13 protein-coding genes and 1 pseudogene are annotated in these 18260 nt (G+C 60.8%); 8 read left to right on the forward strand and 6 right to left on the reverse strand.

The features are described 5' to 3' along the window. Positions 1-157 precede the first annotated feature (157 nt). From HUK72_RS21515 to HUK72_RS21535, 5 genes are all read left to right on the forward strand, one after another. The gene (locus HUK72_RS21515) at positions 158-1405 is read left to right on the forward strand and encodes a cytochrome P450 (protein ID WP_176598612.1); all 1248 of its coding nucleotides are present in this window, start codon (positions 158-160) and stop codon (positions 1403-1405) included. An 11-nt stretch (positions 1406-1416) separates the two neighbouring features. After that, on the forward strand, positions 1417-2529 hold the full coding sequence (locus tag HUK72_RS21520; protein WP_176598613.1) for an NAD(P)-dependent alcohol dehydrogenase: 1113 nt from the start codon (positions 1417-1419) through the stop codon (positions 2527-2529). 141 nt (positions 2530-2670) lie between these two features. Further along, on the forward strand, positions 2671-3711 hold the full coding sequence (locus HUK72_RS21525; RefSeq protein WP_176598614.1) for an IS110 family transposase: 1041 nt from the start codon (positions 2671-2673) through the stop codon (positions 3709-3711). 313 nt (positions 3712-4024) lie between these two features. Further along, on the forward strand, positions 4025-5032 hold the full coding sequence (locus HUK72_RS21530) for an acyl-CoA dehydrogenase family protein (protein ID WP_176590514.1): 1008 nt from the start codon (positions 4025-4027) through the stop codon (positions 5030-5032). A gap of 35 nt (positions 5033-5067) precedes the next feature. Further along, the gene (locus HUK72_RS21535) at positions 5068-6255 is read left to right on the forward strand and encodes an acyl-CoA dehydrogenase family protein (protein ID WP_176598615.1); all 1188 of its coding nucleotides are present in this window, start codon (positions 5068-5070) and stop codon (positions 6253-6255) included. 46 nt (positions 6256-6301) lie between these two features. Here HUK72_RS21535 and HUK72_RS21540 read toward each other — a convergent pair whose 3' ends face one another. The 4 genes and pseudogenes from HUK72_RS21540 to HUK72_RS21550 form a co-directional block, all read right to left on the reverse strand. Further along, positions 6302-7486 (reverse strand): acyl-CoA dehydrogenase family protein, encoded by a 1185-nt coding sequence (locus HUK72_RS21540; RefSeq protein WP_176598616.1) that lies wholly within the window; start codon positions 7484-7486, stop codon positions 6302-6304. A gap of 45 nt (positions 7487-7531) precedes the next feature. Further along, entirely contained in the window at positions 7532-8137 is a 606-nt protein-coding gene (locus HUK72_RS27375; RefSeq protein ID WP_255325899.1) for a hypothetical protein, read from the reverse strand. 73 nt (positions 8138-8210) lie between these two features. Next, positions 8211-9128, reverse strand: a pseudogene (locus HUK72_RS27680) (MFS transporter); the annotation flags it as partial. Between the two features lies 1 nt (position 9129). After that, the gene (locus HUK72_RS21550; protein ID WP_176598618.1) at positions 9130-10212 is read right to left on the reverse strand and encodes an IS630 family transposase; all 1083 of its coding nucleotides are present in this window, start codon (positions 10210-10212) and stop codon (positions 9130-9132) included. Between the two features lie 489 nt (positions 10213-10701). Between HUK72_RS21550 and HUK72_RS21555 the strand changes: the two genes are divergently transcribed. Continuing rightward, entirely contained in the window at positions 10702-12924 is a 2223-nt protein-coding gene (locus tag HUK72_RS21555) for a CoA transferase (RefSeq protein WP_176598619.1), read from the forward strand. 30 nt (positions 12925-12954) lie between these two features. Here the strand turns inward: HUK72_RS21555 and HUK72_RS21560 are convergent, their stop codons facing one another. Next, entirely contained in the window at positions 12955-14127 is a 1173-nt protein-coding gene (locus HUK72_RS21560; RefSeq protein ID WP_176590521.1) for an acyl-CoA dehydrogenase family protein, read from the reverse strand. A 117-nt stretch (positions 14128-14244) separates the two neighbouring features. On the opposite strand from HUK72_RS21560, the gene HUK72_RS21565 reads away from it, so the two are divergent. Both HUK72_RS21565 and HUK72_RS21570 read left to right on the forward strand, forming a co-directional pair. Then, positions 14245-15000, forward strand: a complete 756-nt coding sequence (locus tag HUK72_RS21565) for an alpha/beta fold hydrolase (protein WP_255325901.1) — start codon at positions 14245-14247, stop codon at positions 14998-15000. A 211-nt stretch (positions 15001-15211) separates the two neighbouring features. Beyond that, positions 15212-17431 (forward strand): TonB-dependent receptor, encoded by a 2220-nt coding sequence (locus HUK72_RS21570; protein WP_176590523.1) that lies wholly within the window; start codon positions 15212-15214, stop codon positions 17429-17431. A 51-nt stretch (positions 17432-17482) separates the two neighbouring features. On the opposite strand, the gene HUK72_RS21575 is transcribed toward HUK72_RS21570, so the two are convergent. After that, on the reverse strand, positions 17483-18241 hold the full coding sequence (locus tag HUK72_RS21575; RefSeq protein ID WP_176590524.1) for a hypothetical protein: 759 nt from the start codon (positions 18239-18241) through the stop codon (positions 17483-17485). Between the last annotated feature and the right edge of the window lie 19 nt (positions 18242-18260).

The following is an 18260-nucleotide window of genomic DNA, read 5'->3' on the forward strand; positions in this document are numbered from 1 at the left end:
TGCGACGCGGTGGCGGGGCGACCCGGCATGTCATCGGCAACCGGATATCGGCAGACAAGCCGCGCCATCCAAGCCGGTAAAGCTGCTGCCGGCACGGTAGGATAAAGCGGCGGGAGGGGTTGATCGATTGGTCGCCGAACCGCATTTGGAGGCAAGCTTGATAAGCGAAGAAGAAGATCTCAAGCTGATGGACGGCGCATTCTTTGCGCAAGGCTACCCCTATGACCTGTTCAGGAAGATGCGGGATGAAGACCCGCTTCATTGGACCAAGGGCAAGTTCGGCCGGGATTACTGGTCCGTAACGCGGCACGCCGATGTTCAGAAGATCCTTGGCGACACCGAGCGCTTCAGTTCGCAGCGCTGGGGGGTTTCGCTGCCAACATCGGCCGAAATGGTCGATCCGAGCAAATCGGAACATGCAAGATTGCAGCAGGCGGGGGCCATGCTGCCGACGCTCGACCCACCGCGCCATACGGTAGCGCGCGGCAAGTTCACCGCGCGTTTTTCGCCCCGGGCGATCAATCAGCTGGAGGACAAGGTTCGGCAGGTCGCGTCGGAAATCTTGGATTCGGTGGACCCGTCCAAGCAGATCGATTTCGTGCTGGACGTCGCGGCCCGACTGCCTACGTCAATGATCTTTACGATCATGGATATCCCGCGCGAAGACTGGCCGATGCTGTTTCACTATACGAACATGCATACCTGCCCGGAAGAGCCGGAATTCTCGATCGGCACGCCGCTCGAAACCCGGCAGAAGGGGGTGCAGGGCAGCATCAACTATTGCCGGGAACTGGGGCTGCGGCGTCGCGGGGGCAGCGGGGCGGACCTGATCACCCAGATCGCGCAGATCGAGATCGACGGCAAGCTGCTGAGCAATGACGAACTGGGCTTCCTAGGCCATATGTTCATTGTCGGCGGGCAGGAGACGACGCGCAACTCGCTTTCGGCGGGCATGCTGGAACTGGCGCGCAATCCGGCGGAATATCAGAGGCTGCGCAACGACCGCTCCCTGCTCAAGACCCTGCCGGATGAATTCATCCGCTGGGCGACGCCCGTCGCGCATTTGATGCGCACCGCCAAATGCGATGTCGAAATGCACCGCAAAACCATCAGGGAGGGCGACTGGGTCGTTTCTTGGATGGCTTCGGCCAATCGCGATGAACGGGCTTTCCAGGAACCGGACATGTTCGATGTCGGCCGGCGGCAGAACCCTCATGTAAGCTTTGGTTATGGTCCGCATTTCTGCCTTGGGGCCTGGCTTGGCCGATTGCAGATCCGCACCATCATGGGTCTGATACTTGACCGGTTCGAAACTCTCGAATTGCGCGGGGAACCGGAAAGTGTAGCCTCCATCCAGTTCTGTGGCATGAAGCATCTGCCCTTTGCGCTGCATGAGCAGGCCTGAAGGGATGTCCGATGGCAACTGAAGCCGTTGTCGCCCTGCTGTCCGCCATTGGCGAACCGTTGCGCTTGACGGAAGCGCGGATCGCCGATCCGCGTTCGGACGAGTTGCTGGTCAAGATCGCCGGAACGGGCATATGCCACACCGATCTGACCGTTCAGCACGGCAAGTTTCCTTCGCCTGTCCCCATCATATTGGGTCATGAAGGCGCCGGCGTGGTCGTCGCGGCGGGCGACGATGTCGGTGACATAGCGGTCGGCGACAAGGTGGTGCTGACATTCATGTCCTGCGGTGCCTGTCCGTCCTGCCGATCGGATGCGCCGGCCTATTGCGAAAAGTTCGGCCGGCTCAACATGGGCGGCTATCGGGAGGACGGCAGCAGCGCGACCTCCTGCAACGGGCATGGGGTCGCCGGTCATTTTTTCGGCCAGTCGTCTTTCGCGACACATGCCTTGGTGAACCGGCGCAACGCGGTGAAGGTTCGCCCCGACGCGCCCATTCACATGCTGGGGCCGCTCGGGTGCGGATTGCAGACGGGGGCAGGGACCATCTTCAATGTCCTGAAACCGGAAAAGGGCAGCAGCTGCGTGATATTCGGCGGCGGCGGCGTCGGCCTGAGCGCCGTGATGGCTGCCCGGCTGGTCGGCTGCGATCCGATCATCTTGTGCGAACCGGTGGAAAGCCGCCGGACGCTGGGCCTGGAGCTGGGGGCGACGCTGGCTGTCGATCCCCGCGCGGGAGACGATATTGCCGCGCGACTGATCGAGCTATGCGGGGGCGGGGCGGATGTCATTTGCGACACGACCGGCATCCCCACCATGATCGAGGCGGCGGTCGAGGCGCTGGGCATCGGCGGCAAGCTTGGCCTGGTGGGCATGAATTCGATGGACGCCATGGCGAGACTGCCTGTCATTTCGATGCTGAGCAAGGGCGTGACGATCAAGGGCGTGATCGAGGGAGATAGTAATCCCAAGCGGTTCATTCCCTATCTGGTCGATCTCTTCATGGACGGCAAATTTCCGCTCGACCGGTTGATTTCCTTCTTTGACATCTCGCAGATCAATGAAGCCCTGGCAGCGCAGGAAAAGGGTGACGCGATCAAGCCGATCCTGACTTTCGGGCCGTGAACCGCTCCATCCGATGGCAATTTTCCGAAGGTTGGATATCGTCGCACGGAATGATCCAGTCTTGTTGGTGTGGACGGCCTCCAAACGGCATCACAATGTGCCAGGTTGAGGTTGTTGCAAATCTCAAGGAGGAGACCGTCCGTGGAACATCTTATCCGAGTTGGCATCGACACGTCAAAGCACGTTTACCAGCTTCATGGCGTCAACGCCGCCGAGAAGCCCATCCTGCGCAAAAAGCTGCGCCGTACCGAGATGATGGCGTTTTTCGAGAAGCTGCCGCCAACGGTGATTGCTATCGAGGCGTGTGGGGCGTCTCACCATTTGGCGCGGCTCCTGACGTCGTACGGCCATGAAGTGAAGCTGATCGCGCCGCAGTTGGTGAAGCCCTATGTAAAGCGCGGGAAGAACGATGCGGCTGATGCCGAAGCCCTGTGCGAAGCAATGAGCCGACCCACGATGCGCTTTGTGCCCATCAAGACTTCTGAGCAGCAGGCAGCGCTCATGCTGGTCGGCGTACGCGATCGGTTGATCCGCACCCGTACGCAGTTGGTCAACGCGATCCGTGGTTATGCTGCAGAGTTCGGGCTGATTGCTGCCCAGGGCAAGTGCCGGATCGTTCCGCTGCTCGACCGTATCGCGGTCGACCCTACTGTGCCGGCGCTTGCGCGAACCCTGTTTGCCGCGCAGGCGAAGGAATATTCTCGGCTTCAGGACCAAATCGAAGAGGTCGAAGCGGAGTTGGCGGCATGGCACCGCGCCAACGAATGCAGCCGACGCCTGGCGGAAATCCCCGGTGTCGGTCCAATCGGAGCGTCACTCCTCATGATGAAAACGCCAGCGCCCGAGCTGTTTGCCTCAGGGCGACAATTTGCCGCCTGGATGGGCCTGACACCAAAGGACCATTCTACCGGCGGCAAGGTCCGGCTTGGCATTATAACACGCGCCGGTGACGAACTGCTGCGAAGTGTGCTGGTGGCCGGTGCCACCGCGCTTCTACGGCATGTTCGAGCAGGAAAGGGCAACAATGCAAACGCCTGGCTACTTGAACTGCTCAAGCGCAAGCCGCCAAAGCTCGTTGCCGTGGCGGTTGCGAACAAGATTGCGCGCATTGCCTGGAAGCTCATGGTGACCGGCGAGCGCTACCGGGCAAACAGTATTCCGCTACGCGAGGTAGCGGCATAGAGCTTGGCGAACAGGGGGTGCTGATGTGCAAGCACTCGTGTTGAGCTGAGGCCTGAACTTGCAATAGAATGCGCAGATGGGATCGATCATTCCGGGCGTGAGACACTCCGTACGATGCAATGGCTACTACATGCCGGAAACTTGTTTGGAACTCATGTGGCGGAAACCATCTTGGCCCGCGGTCATTTGCGGCTGCACCTTTGAGGCCGGACATATGAACGCAAGCGATCGGTCATACTCTGCTAAATCTATTGTCAGGCGGGGGCCGTCCACATATGCATCGTGAAATTTTGAGGACACAGAGAGCAGCATCATGAAGTCTTCCCCATTCGCCGATCCTTCAAGAGCCATGGTCGACCATATGCTTGGCGACGACCGCATCGCGTACAGGCGTCGTCTCGACGAATGTCTTGAAAGCGCGGCGGCGGCCGGTTCCGGCAATGTGCTGCGACAGGTGGCGACGGAGGGCCTGCTCGCCGGTCAGGACGGCGATCTGGTGAAGCTGGCCCTTGGGGCGGAAGCGGCGGCGGGCCAGCCGGCGCTGCAATGCCTTGCCAGCGACAGATACAGCCTGCTGGCGAAGCTGTTGGGCAGCGCCGAGCAGAAGTCCGTCATTTTCGCACCCGTGCCGCCCGTGCAGGCGCTGTGCCTGGCCGATCGGGCGTTGACGATCGAAGCAGGCCCGGACCGGGTTGTCGTGAGCGGTACGATCCATTCCGTTCCTGTCGCCGCTGAGGCTGAATGGCTTTATCTTGTCATGTTCGGGGAAGGTGGGCGGGCCTGCTACCTTGTTCCCGCCGCTTCCAAGGGTGTGAACCGCAAGAATATAAGCGTTACCGGTTCGGCCGATGTGGAACTGGATCGGCTCTCGCTCACGGCCGATCAGCGTCTGACGGCGGAGCCGCAGGAGCTGGAGCGTCTTCTGGGTGTGATCGGCCTGATCGACGGGCTTGAGACCCTGGCCGCGGGCCAGCGCCTTTGCAACGAAAGCGTCGCCACGGCGAAGAGCAGGCCGGCAGGGTCGGCGACCGGGTTCGACGATCAGGACATACAGTTCCGCCTGGCGGCGGCGCAGGCGCGCCTGATGATCGCTTCGGGCTATCGCACCGCAATCTTCCGCGATCTCGCCTCGGAAAGGGTGGATCCCTTCAAGGGAGCGGTGGCAAAGCTGTGGCTGAGCGAATGTGCCGAGGAAGTGGCGCGCGCATCGACCATGGCGGGACTCAGCCCCCGAAACGGAACTTCGGAAGTCATTACCACAATGCTGGCGGACGCCATGCGGGGCAATATGCTTCGCGATCTGGTTTCCGGGCAGATTTGATCCCGCTCCAGAGACAGGCGGAAAAGGATAGCGTCATGCGTACAACTGCACGGCTGGAACTTGAAGGTCATGATTTCAATGAAGAAATCTTCAGCACCGAACATGAGATGTTTCGCGAAACCGCGCGTCGCTTCATCCAGAAGGAACTCGAACCCCACTATCTTGAGTGGGAGCATACGGAAATCGGATATCCGCGGGAAATCTGGCAGAAGGCGGCGGACGCCGGTCTGGTAGGGCTGGCCATTCCGGAGGCTTATGGCGGCCCGGGGGCCGACCTTCTCTTCAAGATGATCCTTGCCGAGGAAATGGGCAAATCGGTCGCGGGCGTGAGCACCGGCGCAACCCTGTTCAGCGCCGACCTGATGACCTCCATGCTGGTGGAGCATGGGACCGAGGAACAGAAGCAGCGCTATTGTCCGGGCATATTGGCCGGGACGACGATTTCATGCGCAGGCATATCGGAACCGGCGGCGGGCAGCGACGTCAACGCCATGCAGACCCGGGCGCGTCGCGACGGCAGCGATTATCTGATCAGCGGACAGAAGGTCTATATCAGCAACGGCATGCACGCCGACCTCTGCTATCTGGTCGCCCGGACCGATGAGGATATTGAGAGAGGGCGGGGGGCCCTTACGATGTTCCTGGTCGATATGAACACGCCGGGCATGGAAAGGCAGCGCATGTCGACGCTTGGCGAACGGGCGGGGTCCGTTGCCGAACTGTTCATGGAGGACATGCGCGTCCCTGAAACGGCGATATTGGGCAAGCCGGGGATGGCGTTGCGGGAAAATCTGGCCTTCCTGTTCACGGCGGATCGCGTCGGCCTAGCGCTGCGCGCCATTTCGGTCTGCCGCCTGGCCTATGACCTGACCGTTCAGCATACCAGCGAGCGCCGGGTCTTTGGCCGGCGCGTGATCGATTTCGGCAATAGCCGCGCCAAGCTGGCCTCCATCCGGGCCGATATAGAGGTGATGGAAGGTTTCAAGGACACGTTGCTGCGACAGTTCAAGGCGGGCCTGCTGGATCCGTTGACGTCGTCAAGCGCGAAATACTGGATCTGTTCGAAGGAATTCGAGATCGCCAATGAGTGCCTGCAATTGCATGGCGGCTATGGCTACATTACTGAATCCCCCATATCGCGGATTTTCACTTTCGCCCGGCTGGAAACAATTTACGCCGGAACGAACGAGATCCAGCTTGGCACGATAGGCCGGTTGATCTGAACGCGGCATGCGATCCGGCGTCTGTCGGGCACAGGTGCCGGATCGCTCATGACGGCCGGATGGGCTTGCCGAGCAGAACGTCCGCGATGATCCTCTGCTGGATTTCCGAGGTTCCCTCGAATATCCTGGTAAGCCGGGCGTCGCGCCAGTGGCGTTCGACGGCATGGAGCGTGGTGTAGCCCGCGCCGCCCAATATCTGCATCGCCTCGCTCGTCACCCGTTCGGACATTTCGGATGCGAAATATTTGACCATCGAGATTTCGGCCCGGGCCTGGCGTCCGGCGTCCAGTTCCGTGCATACATGATGCATAAGCTGGCGGGCGGCCTCGATCTCGGTCGCCATCGTCGCGATCTTGAACCGGATCGCCTGGAAGTTGGAAATGGGTTCGCCGAACTGGACGCGCTCCTTCGCATAGGCGATGGCGTCTTCCAGAGCGCCCTGGGCCAGGCCGATCGAACGGGCCGCAGTGTGGGCGCGCGCAACGCCAAGCGATGCGGCCGCCTCCTCGAAAGCCTTGCCCGATCCCCCCTCGTCCCGTGCCGGCACGCGCAGCCCTTCGAACCGCAGTTCCCAGGTTTTCCAGCCATGATAGCCGATCTTGGGGATCGGGCTTCCGCTCAACCCGTCCGGGAAGGTGCAGCGCAGCTTGTCGACGATCAGACTGATCGTGCGGGGACGGGCGGCCTGGTCGGCACCCGGTTCGTCGATCCGGCACAGGACGCTGATGAAATCGGCACGATCGGCGAAGGTGCACCAATATTTGTTGCCTGTTATCACCCATTCATCGCCATCGCGGCGCGCGCGACAGCTGATCCCGGAAAGGTCGGAGCCGGTGCCGGGTTCCGAAAGGGCGGCGGCGCCGAGATATTTGCCCGTAGCCATCGCGGCAATCTTTTCGCGCCGTTCCGCCTCGCTGCCGGGAATGGCGCGGTAGAATGCGTTTCCGCGCGCGAGCAGGCTGGCGACGCTCATCCAGGCGCGCGCCAGTTCCTCCGCGACGAGGCAATATTCGAAGACGCCGAGGCCAAGCCCGCCATATTCTTCCGGAATGAGGATGCCGAAAAAGCCCAGCGCGGCCATCTTCTCGATCAGCGCATCGGGAATGTCGCCCTTTTGGGGATCGAGTTCATTCGCGACCGGCAGCACTTCCGCGCGGGCGAAGTCGCGCGCGAGATCGCGGATCATCAACCGTTCGGGTGTGAGATAGGGGGAAATGACAGGGTCGGTCATGGCTGTTCCTGTTCGAACTGTTCACGGCGCACGGGCGGGGGGCTTCTATCGGGCTTGCCTGCCCGGCATATGAAAGGATTTGGCGGAGCACAGGACCAGCAGCATTGCGATCGGCGTGACGCCTGCGGTCACGGCGAAGACAGCTGGACCGATGGCCGCCGGTCCGTTGAAGAAGGTCGCGACATAGGGCGTGAGCACGCCTCCAAGGCCGGCGCCTATGATGTTGCTCAGCAGGAAATAGACAGCGACGAACTGCGCCCGCATCGACGCCGGGGCCAGATGCTGCGCGACGATCTGCGGGAGCGTGTAGGATCCCGCGACGAAGAAGAAGGCGAGGGAGGCCGCGACCATCGTCGCCATAAGCGAGTCCGACAGGAAGGCGACACCGGTCGCCGGGATCGCGCAGGTCATCATGGTGGCGGCAAGCAGCGGAATTCGGTCGATGCGGCCGCGCGTGATCAGTTTCGAGCCGAGAAAGGGCGTCGCGGCCGCACTCAACACCGCCGCCATTCCCGCTGTCGAGGGTATCAGCACGCCCGCCTTGCTGGGGGTAAAGGCGAATCCGCGCACGAGATAGGGAAGCGTCCACAGGGTGAAGGCGAAAAGCGGAATCTGGTAAATGGAGATGCCGAGGAAAAATTGCCCGAACAACCGGCCGCAGGAAAGAAAGTATCGAACCGTCTGGCCGAAAGCCGGATGATGGCCTGGCCCGGCATCGGCGCGGTTCGCGTACGAACAGGATGAAGGCGAGGCCGAGGATCACAGCGGGCAGGCCGACGATGGCAAAGGTCAGTTGCCATGGCGAATAGAGCGGGGGCACCGTTCCCGCCGCCAGCAGTGCGGCGTACCAAGCAAGGGCGCCGCCGCCCAGCGCGTGTGAAAGCGCGCCGCCCAGGATGCTCGATCCGAAGAAAAGGCTGAGCGGCGTGGCGCGCCGTTCGACCGGAAACATGTCCGCCAGCAGAGAGATTGCCGAGGGCACCAGAGCCGCCTCGCCAAGGCCGCCGCCCAGACGGAAGAAGAGCAGTATTTCGAAATTGGACGCGGTCGCGGACAGCGCCGTCATCATGCCCCACGACAGCGCGCCAAGGCCGATGAGCCATTTGCGGTTCCCGCCGTCGGCAATCCGCGCCAGCGGGATTCCGGCGGAGCAATAGAGCAGGATGAAGGTGAAGCCCGAAAGCAGGCCGATCTGGATGTCATTGACCCCCAGTTCGGCGCGAATTGGCTCTGCGAGCAGCGATATGATCGTCCGGTCGACATAGGAAATGATGGTCAGGAGGCAGAGCAGCGTGACAGCCAGCACGGGCTGGAACGGCGATGGCGCGCCGCGCACTTCGGCTTTACGGGCGAGGTGCCCGCGCCGATAAGCGTCATTCATGCTTGCCGCGCCAGCACGGCTGGGGCGAATTTGGCGCCCGCGGCGGTTTGCTTCATTTTGTCGAGCCTCGCATCGTCTCTCTCGGCGCGTGGGTTCGCGCCTGCTTTTGGACAAGAGCTTCACGTTCAAACGCATTATTGCAAGCTTTTCAGGCGATTGATTGCATCTGTGCTGAAATCGGCCCGCGCCGCATGCAATGGGCGAGAGGAACACACGGCCGACCCGTTCTGCGCCAGCGCGCGGAAGAGAGCAAAAATTCATCCTAGTGGATTGGTTCCAACGTTTGGAACCCTCGGTTTCGGGCTGCGATGATGTCGTCGGGATTGGCTTTCCAGATGAAGGGTTTGGGGTTTGCGGCGTTGTATTCGCGGATGAAGCGATTGATGGCGGCCTGGAGATCGACGAGGGAATGGAAGACCCCGTGTTTGAGCCGGCGTCGGGTCAGCTTGGCGAAGAAGCCCTCGACGGCATTGAGCCATGAGCTGGAGGTTGGCGTGAAATGGAAGGTCCAGCGCGGATGGCGGGCGAGCCATTGCTGGACCTTGTCCTTTTTGTGTGTCGCATAGTTGTCGAGGATCACGTGGATCGCTTTGTCCGCCGGCACTTCGCGCTCGATACGGTTGAGGAAACGGATGAACTCCTGATGACGATGGCGCTGCATGTTCTGCCCGATGACCGTTCCGTCCAGCACATTGAGAGCGGCAAACAGCGTGGTCGTGCCGTGCCGCTTGTAATCATGGGTCATGGTGCCTGCGCGGCCCTTCTTCATCGGCAGGCCGGGCTGGGTGCGGTCGAGCGCCTGGATTTGCGACTTCTCATCGACGGACAGCACCACCGCATGAGCCGGCGGATCGACATAGAGGCCGACGATTTCGGTGAGCTTCTCGGCAAACGCCGGGTCGTTCGACAGTTTGAAGCTGCGCCAGCGGTGCGGGCTGAGACCGTGCGCCTTCCAGATCGCCTGCACCGTCGAGGCGGCAACGCCAGCCACCTTCGCCATGGCGCGCAACGTCCAGTGGGTCGCCTCGTGCGGGGGCGGCTCATGCGTCAGGCGGACGATCTCGGCGACATGCGTGGGCGGGATCGGCGCCTTGCCGGGCGGACGGGATTTATCGCGAAGCAGACCCTCGACGCCTTCGTTCATGAAGCGTTCCTGCCATCGCCAGACGCAGGTCTTGGACTTGCCCGTCGCGGCCATGATCGCCGAGGTACCCAGACCATCGCCGCTCAGCAGCACAATACGGGCCCGCCAAACGTGCTTCTGCGGGCTCTGCGGGGCCGCTGTAATGTCGCACAATCGCTGACGGTCGGCGGCGGACAGGGTGAAAGTGATGCCATCGCGCATCCTCTCAGACTCGCACGCCAGCAAGCCGATGGGAATCCCCCATCGGACTCTTTTGTTCCGGTCAATCCACTAGCGTTCGGCTTATATTTTTGTACCGTCCCGATACCCGCGCAGATTGTTACGAAACTGAGTTCGACGAACTATATGACTTTTATCTGAAGGCTCTCAACAAAGCATTCAAGGGTGTTGGAAATTCCAGTCGCAACCGACGGTAGTGTGACCTGTCGCGCTGACACCGGACGCTTACCAGCAACAGAACGGCCGAGAGCATTACAGGTGCGATCAAATTGTTCGCTATTTGTTCCGGAATCGCCAATGTCATGCACCGATTCCGATTATTGCGGGGGCAGGGATAATCTGGGCCGAAGACGAAGAGAACAAGGTTCCAGTCCAGGCCAGATCATGATGCCTGCCAGACGCTTCTTTCATAGACGGACTTTCTGGTTCATGTAACCTGCAAACAGATTTCAGACGGGGAGAGGTTGACGCATGGCCGATGCCGGCAACCGCAGCGAAAATGCGCGGGTCAGGACCGCGTTTCACGACTTGCGTGTGGTCGACTTTGGCGCGGGCATGTCTGCGGCTCTTGTGGCGAAACAGCTCTCGGAGTTTGGCGCGCGCGTCGACCGTATCGAACCGCGGGCGGGCGATCCGTTTTACGATATTTATTCCGCCTATCGTTTCTGGCATCGCAATGCCGTTCTGGCCGACCCTGAGAGCGCGGTCGATCTGCTGGAGCGGGCCGACATCTGCATAGTGGGTGGAGAGGATTATCCGGGGTTCGACGCCGGTTGCCGGAGCGCGGAGGCGCTGAGCCGGGATTATCCTAAACTGATCGTCCTGAAACTGGTCGGCGATCCTGTGTCGTTTCATGGTCGCCACCCGGCCGTCGATCTTCTTGTTCAGGCGCGGCTGGGCATCGTTCATGAACAATATTCGGCCCGGCCGAATGTGCAGTCATTTCCCATGCCCAGTTACGGGGCCGCCCTGCTTGGATTGATTGGAACCCTGACCTGTCTGGTGGAGCGGGAAAAAAGCGGGTTCGGGCAAGTCGTCACGGCTTCGCTCGTGGCGGGTGGGGCGATGTTCTGGGGGCCGTTCTGGATGACGGCGGAAAGGCCGGATCACGGTTTCCGGAGCATCACTCCGCGAGACGTGCGACATCTGACGCTGCGCTGTGCCGACGCGGAGTTCGTCCAGATCACCATGGCGGTTCCCGGCGCCGTCGCGGGTGTGCACACAGCCCTGAAGATCGGCGGCAAGGTGTGCGATGCCGATCGGGGCATGCCTGACCAGTCGCGCGGGCCGGCTGCATTTTTCGGTGATGTCGAGCTTTACGACCGCCATGCTCGCGCATTCGACCGCGTGACGCTGGTTCAGGCATTTCGCGACAACGGGGTGCCGGTGGAGGCCGTTCTGGAACCCGGAGAATGCTGGGATGACGAACAGCTCAGGTTCAACGGTCTGATCCAGGTCGACCCGGACGGGTGGGAATATGTGGGCAACCCCATCCGCGTCGGCCTTGCTTCTGGATCGTCCCGACCGTCGCCAGCCGGGCCAGTCGACCACGATGCAAGCGGCCCCCCGCTCGCCGGTGTCCGCGTCATGGACTGCGGCATTTTCGTCGCCGGTCCCTATGCGGCAAAACTGTTGGGCGATTATGGCGCTGACATCATCCGGGTCGAGTCCCCGTCCGGTCCGGCGACCTTGAGCGGGGAACGGACGATCATTTCCGCGAATATCGGAAAGCGGTCGATCCGCATCGATGCGAAGTCGCCCGATGGACAGGCGGTCCTCGATCGGCTCTGCCGGACGGCCGACATCGCCCTGAACAACTTCCGGCCGGGAGTGAGCAGCCGTCTGGGGCTAGACCAGGAAACGCTGCGTGGCGTCAATCCGGACCTCATCACCCTGGAAACGACCGCCTATGGGCCGCAAGGACCAAAGGTTGCGATGCCGGGTTTCGACATGGTGATACAGGCGCATTGCGGCTTGCAGGTCCGGGCTGGCGGAACGGTCAATCCGCCGCTCTGTACCAGAACGCCGATCGTCGATTTCACGGCAGGCGCTGTCGGTGCCATCGCAGTGCTGGCCGGGCTTTACGAACGGGTGAAGACAGGTCGGACAATGTCAGTCGAAACCAATCTGCTCAACATCGGGGCCTGGATGATGTCGGAACTTGTCCGTTCGCCAACGGGCCAGAATATGGGAGCAGAAGTGCTGGACGGGAGCCAGACCGGCTTTCATCCATCAGAATGCCTGTATCGAACATCGGACGGCTGGATCGCCGTTGCTGCCCGCTCTGATGCGATGGCTGCGGAGTTCGCCGCAGTCCTTGGCGTTGAAGTTCCCGCGTGCAGGCGGGATTGGGGGGCAAGCGAACATGACAGGCTGGGCGCCCGGATCGTACAGGAGACTACGCAGCGGCAACTGGATCGGCTGCATGCCGCGGGCGTCTGGGCGGAGGCCTGTGTACGGGACGGTTGGCAGGAGGTCCTCAAGGCAAGTGACATCCTGCAGGAAGTGGACGATGCCGACTATGGACTGGTTCGACATTGCATCGGGCCGCTGGTCCGCTTTTCGCGCAGTAGGACGGCTTCGCACCAACGTCTGTCGAGGGCGGCCGGCGCGGACAGCGGTGAGATTCTTGCGGAGCTGGGTTTTTCACCGGAGGAGCGCGCCAGGATGTTCGGAAACGGAACCGTCATGTAGAGATCGGCGCGCCGTGCGAGCGCCCGGTCCTTAAAAAAACCGGGCCATCGTCTTTTTCTGGACTTCGCTCGTGCCGGCATAGATGGACGCCAGCCGCGTTGCGGTGAATATCTGCGAAATGGGCGCATCCGTCATATAGCCGTAGCCGCCATGCAGTTGCAGGCATTCGTTGGCTGCGTGAAAGGCGCGGTCGGCGAACCAGATCTTCGCGGCGGAGGCTGTCTCGTCGTCCAGCGTCCCATTGTCCAGCTTGTTGAGGACAGTATCGAGAAACGCTTCGCCTGCAAGGATGTCCGCGCGGATCTCGGCAAGCTTGAACTGGGTGTTCTGATATTGGATCAACGTCTTGTCCGAAATCTTCCGTTCTTTCGCGTGCGCGACGGTCAGGTCGAAGGCCAGTTGCATCGCCCCAAATGAACGGGCTGCGGAAATCGCGCGGTCCGGGGGAAATAGAAGGCGCAGATTGTCGGACAGGCCGCACCCCCGCTTTCCCACGATGGCCGTCGCCGGAACCCTTACATCGTCGAGGAAAAGTTCCGCCACGCCCTGAGCCTTCATGCCCAGCGTGTCCATGCGCCGCCGGGCAAAGCCCTTTGCGTCGCCCTCGACAAGGAACATTGTCATCGCATGGCGGGGACCGTCGCAATCCTCCTGGGTGCGCGCGAGAATGTAGAAAAGATCCGCATTGCAGCCATTGCTTATGTAGACCTTCTGGCCGCTGATCCGGTAATCGCCGCCATCCTTGCGCGCAATGCTGCGAAGAGACAAGACGTCCGATCCGGCGCTAGGTTCCGTCAGGCCAAGGGCCTGGTTGGTTTCGCCTGCCAGAATGGCTGGAAACCAGTGGTCCTTCTGTTCACGCGAACCGAATGCCACCAGCATTTCGGTCAGCATGTCGTTTTCGAAAATACCGCCTACCCACGCTCCGGCAACCGCTCGGCCCATTTCCTGGGCATGGATGATGTTGAAGAGCTGCGTACCGCCGGGGCCGCCCCAATCCTCCGGAACGAGCGTGCCGACAAGGCCGAGTCTGGCCGCCGTCTTCCAGATTTCCTGCGGCACGCCGCCGGCGCGAGGATCGCACCATGCGCGATAATGGGGATCGATTTCGTCGCGGATGAAGCGGCGCAGGGTATCACGGAAAAGATCATGTTCCAGTTTGAAGGGCGTGAATTGGGAAGAACCGTCTTGCCTCGTCGTCATCGCGCTTGTCCTCACATGATGCGTTCGCTCGGCAGGGTTCAGGATATGGCCAGGCATGGCTTGCCTGAACTGGATTATGGTTGTTGGACCATGACAATTAATCCTGTCCAATCCGGCATGGGCAGTTCATGTCCATGCCGGCAATCATATGGGTCGAACTTCTGCACGGAACGGAAATTGGCAACATTTTTGCTTGTTCATGGAGCATGTCACGGTGCCTGGGCGTGGGAGAAGGTGATGCCGCTCCTTGCAGCCAATGGACACAGGGTGTCGGCGCCCGACTTGCGCGACGCGCCGGCCAGGGCCGGGCTGGACGTCATGAGCGCCCGTGCCGAACATGTCGCCGCGCTGATCGAACGGCAGAAAGAAAAGGTCATTCTGGTCGGGCATAGCCTGGGCGGTGCGATCATCAGCCGCGTGGCGGAAATGGCGCCTGAACGCATAGCCAGGCTGGTCTACCTCGCGGCGCTGCTATCGCCGTCCGGTTCCGACATCGCATCCATGCCCGTGACGGAGGATGCGCCGCCGCTTGTGTTCCAGGCTGACGGTACGACCTTCATCTTCGATCCGGCCACCGCGCATGAAACGCTGTTCCACGATTGTCCGATGCCCGATGCCTTCGCGGCGATGAAGCGGCTGCATCCCGAACCTGTCGAAGTGCTCAGGGCGCAAATGCCCTTGCTGTCCGACCGATATGAATCGGTTGCGCGGGCTTATATCGTAACCGCGCTCGACCGGGCCATTGCGCCCGAACATCAACTGGCGATGATAGCGGCCATGCCTTGCGCGCAGGTTGAGACTGTCGAGAGCGGGCACTCGCCATTTTACAGCATGGCCGAAGGTCTGACCGATATGCTGGTTTCCCTTGCCTGATCGCCTGGAATTTTCGTGCGGTCGTGCAATGGTTAGAGCAATGAATTAAAATGAGAATCGATAGGTTAGATTACTTCTTCGACATTATAGTGCGCGATTTTCATCCAGTTGGGTCAATCGCCGGCACTGATAATTTGTGAAAGAAGGGGCATGATACACATGACGCTGGCGTCCGGAAAACCGGCAGCAGGATTAGTTCAGGGAGAGGGATATGAAATTGAAGTTTGCCATGCTGGCATCCTTGGTTGCGATGCTGCCAGCCCATGCCGCGATGGCGCAGCAAGCGGGCGATGTGGGCGAGGGACAGGGATCGGCTGTCGATAGCGGTGGTCTTTCCGACATCATCGTGACCGCGCAGCGGCGCTCGCAGAGCCAGCAGTCGGTGCCCATCACGATCACGACGATCAGTGCGGAAACTCTTGGAGCGACCGGCATATCGGCTACCGACGACCTGGTACAGATGACGCCAGGCCTTACCTTTACGCGGCAGCTGAAAGGCGCGACGCCCTATATTCGCGGTGTCGGCACGCAGTCGGTTGCGGCAGGTGTCGAAAGTCCGATCGCGACCTATATCGACGGCGTCTATTACATGTCGGCTGTCGGCAATGTATTCTCCTTCAACAATATCGAACGGGTCGAGGTGTTGAAGGGCCCGCAGGGCACATTGTTCGGACGCAATGCCACGGGCGGCTTGATAAATGTGATTACGCGCAAGCCAAGTTACGACACGTCGCTTGAGGGCAGCCTGTCTTTTGACAATTATGCGACGCTTGAAGGAAAGGCCTATGCGACGACGGGTCTATCGGACAATCTGGCGATAGATCTGGCCGTACAATATGAACGCCAATATGATGGCTTCGGCAGATATATCGCAACCGGTGACGATGCGCTCTATCGCAGAAGCGGGGGGCTGCGGTCGAAGATCCAGTGGGAACCGACATCCGAGGATCGCCTTACCCTGTCGGCCGACTGGTCGCGCGACAATAGCGATCTGGGCGCCACGCGCGATGTCGTGGCAGGCACTGTTTCGGCGCTGGGCATCAGACCCGCGGGTGGCTTCTATGATATGCAGGGGGACTATGAAACAAAGGTCCGCACCGATTATTGGGGTGTGAGCCTGCAATATGAACGTCAGTTGGGAAGCGGCTCCCTGACGATATTGAACGCCTTCAGACAGTTGAAGTCCCAGGTCAACATCGATCTGGATTCGACCGGGGCGCCCTTCCTCGTAGCGCAGATTCACGAAAGTAACCGGACCTGGCAGACTGAAATTCTTTACAACGGCTCGCTGCCGAATTTCGAATATACCGTGGGCGCATTCTATTTCAATGCGCGCTCCGCCTACGATCCTCTGACGATTACAAGCGCTTTCATACCTAGCCAGAATTATAGCACTTATCCTGTTCAGGATACCAGATCCTACGCCGGTTATGCGCAGGGAACCTACGATCTTGGGCAGAGCACGCAATTCACGGCCGGCCTGCGTTTCACGAACGACGCTCGCGAATTTTCGGCCGAACGATATGCGCTGGCGCCAAATCCGGCGGGCGCGGGGACCATATTGTTGACACGGGCCCGTACCAAGGCGAACTACAGCAAGCTGACCTGGCGTCTTGCGCTCGACCAGAAACTTGCCGATCACGTCATGGCCTATGTAAGCTACGACCGCGGTTTCAAGAGCGGCGTCTTTAACTCGGCGCAGGAGCTTCAGCCGCCTGTCAGGCCCGAAACGCTCGACGCCTATACGCTCGGCCTGAAGTCGGAACTGTTCGACAGGACGCTGCGCCTCAACATTGCCGGGTTCCATTATGATTATAAGGACATCCAACTCGCACGACTTGAAAACGGCACGCTGTTCCTGTTGAACGCGGCACAAGGGCGCATCAATGGCGCAGAGGTCGAGGGCGTATTCTCGCCTCGCCTCGCCAATGGTCGCCTGGACATCAACTTTGGCGCAACCTATCTCGATGCCAAGTACAAGTCGTTTCCCGATGGCCCGTCGCTCGTTCCCGCGCCTGGCGTTTGCACGCCGACGCCGCACTCGACCGGAACGCCGACGGGCGGCAACGTTTCCTGTTCGACCGATCTCAGCGGCAACCGCATGGTCCGTTCGCCGAAATTCGCCTTCAACATCGGTGGAACCTACGCCATTCCCGTGGGTCAGACCGAACTTGCGCTAACCATGAACTATGCCTGGACCGGCAAATATTTCTGGGAAGCGGACAATCGCATGGTGCAGGACAGCTACGATCTGTTGAACGCCACGGCGAGGCTTGGCTTCGGTCCGGATCAACGGTTCGGCATCAGCGTCTTCGGCAAGAACCTGACCAACAGCCATTACAGTTCCTACCAGACGCAAAGTGCGTTGGGCGATACGCAGTCGCCAGCTCCGCCCCGGACTTACGGTGCGGCCATCGATTTCAAGTTCTAAAATGAGATATGCCCCGTTTCAACGTGAAACGGGGCATATTGCGATGTTTTTTCAGAACTCCAGCGGCAATCCGATCACATCCTCGAAAATATGATCGCGATGTGCGATCAGGCGGTCGCTGAGTATGTCGGCGACCCGTGGTTCGCATGTATCGTACATCGCACGCTGATAGGCGGGAATCCGATCGGCCAGATGATCCGGTACATCGAACATGATCGAAAAGCTGGCCCAGTAGAGGTCGGCCGCTGACGGCCTGTCGCCCACCAGATAGCGGCGTCCGAGCGCATGTTGCGCGGCCAGCCTGTGGTCGAGCCCGGACAATATCTGGCGCAGCCGTTCGGGTGCGCTGGCGGCGGTGACCGGCGAATAGCCATATTGATCGCGCAATCCTTGCGAACCGCTGGTCTTGGCCGGACCGCTCAATGTCCACATCGAAATGCGCCGACACCATCCAAGGCCCCAGAAGCCGCAGATTTCCGCGCCGATGCCGAGGCAGATCTGGCGATCCTCCGGATCGGCGGGCAGGAGCGATGGTCCCTGTCCCAGCCGTTCGGCGAGAAACAGGATTTCGAGCCACCCGCTGCAAGGCGGTTCGTCGTCAAGCACGGCGATGGGCGCGTTGCGCATCCCGGTCCAGTCGACAAGCTTGTTATTCGCCTCACCAGCCATCTGGGCGACGGGGAGATAGGCGACGGACCTGAAGCCAAGCACCGCCTTTGCCGCCTGCCCCCATGGACCGGGAACATGGGCCGTCAGCACCAGCCGCAGGCCCGGCTTGTCCCGTGCCTCATCCACCGACAGATATTCCATGGACGCTCCTCCCTGCTGC

The organism is Sphingobium sp. 15-1, from assembly GCF_013375535.1.
Lineage (GTDB): Bacteria > Pseudomonadota > Alphaproteobacteria > Sphingomonadales > Sphingomonadaceae > Sphingobium > Sphingobium aromaticivastans.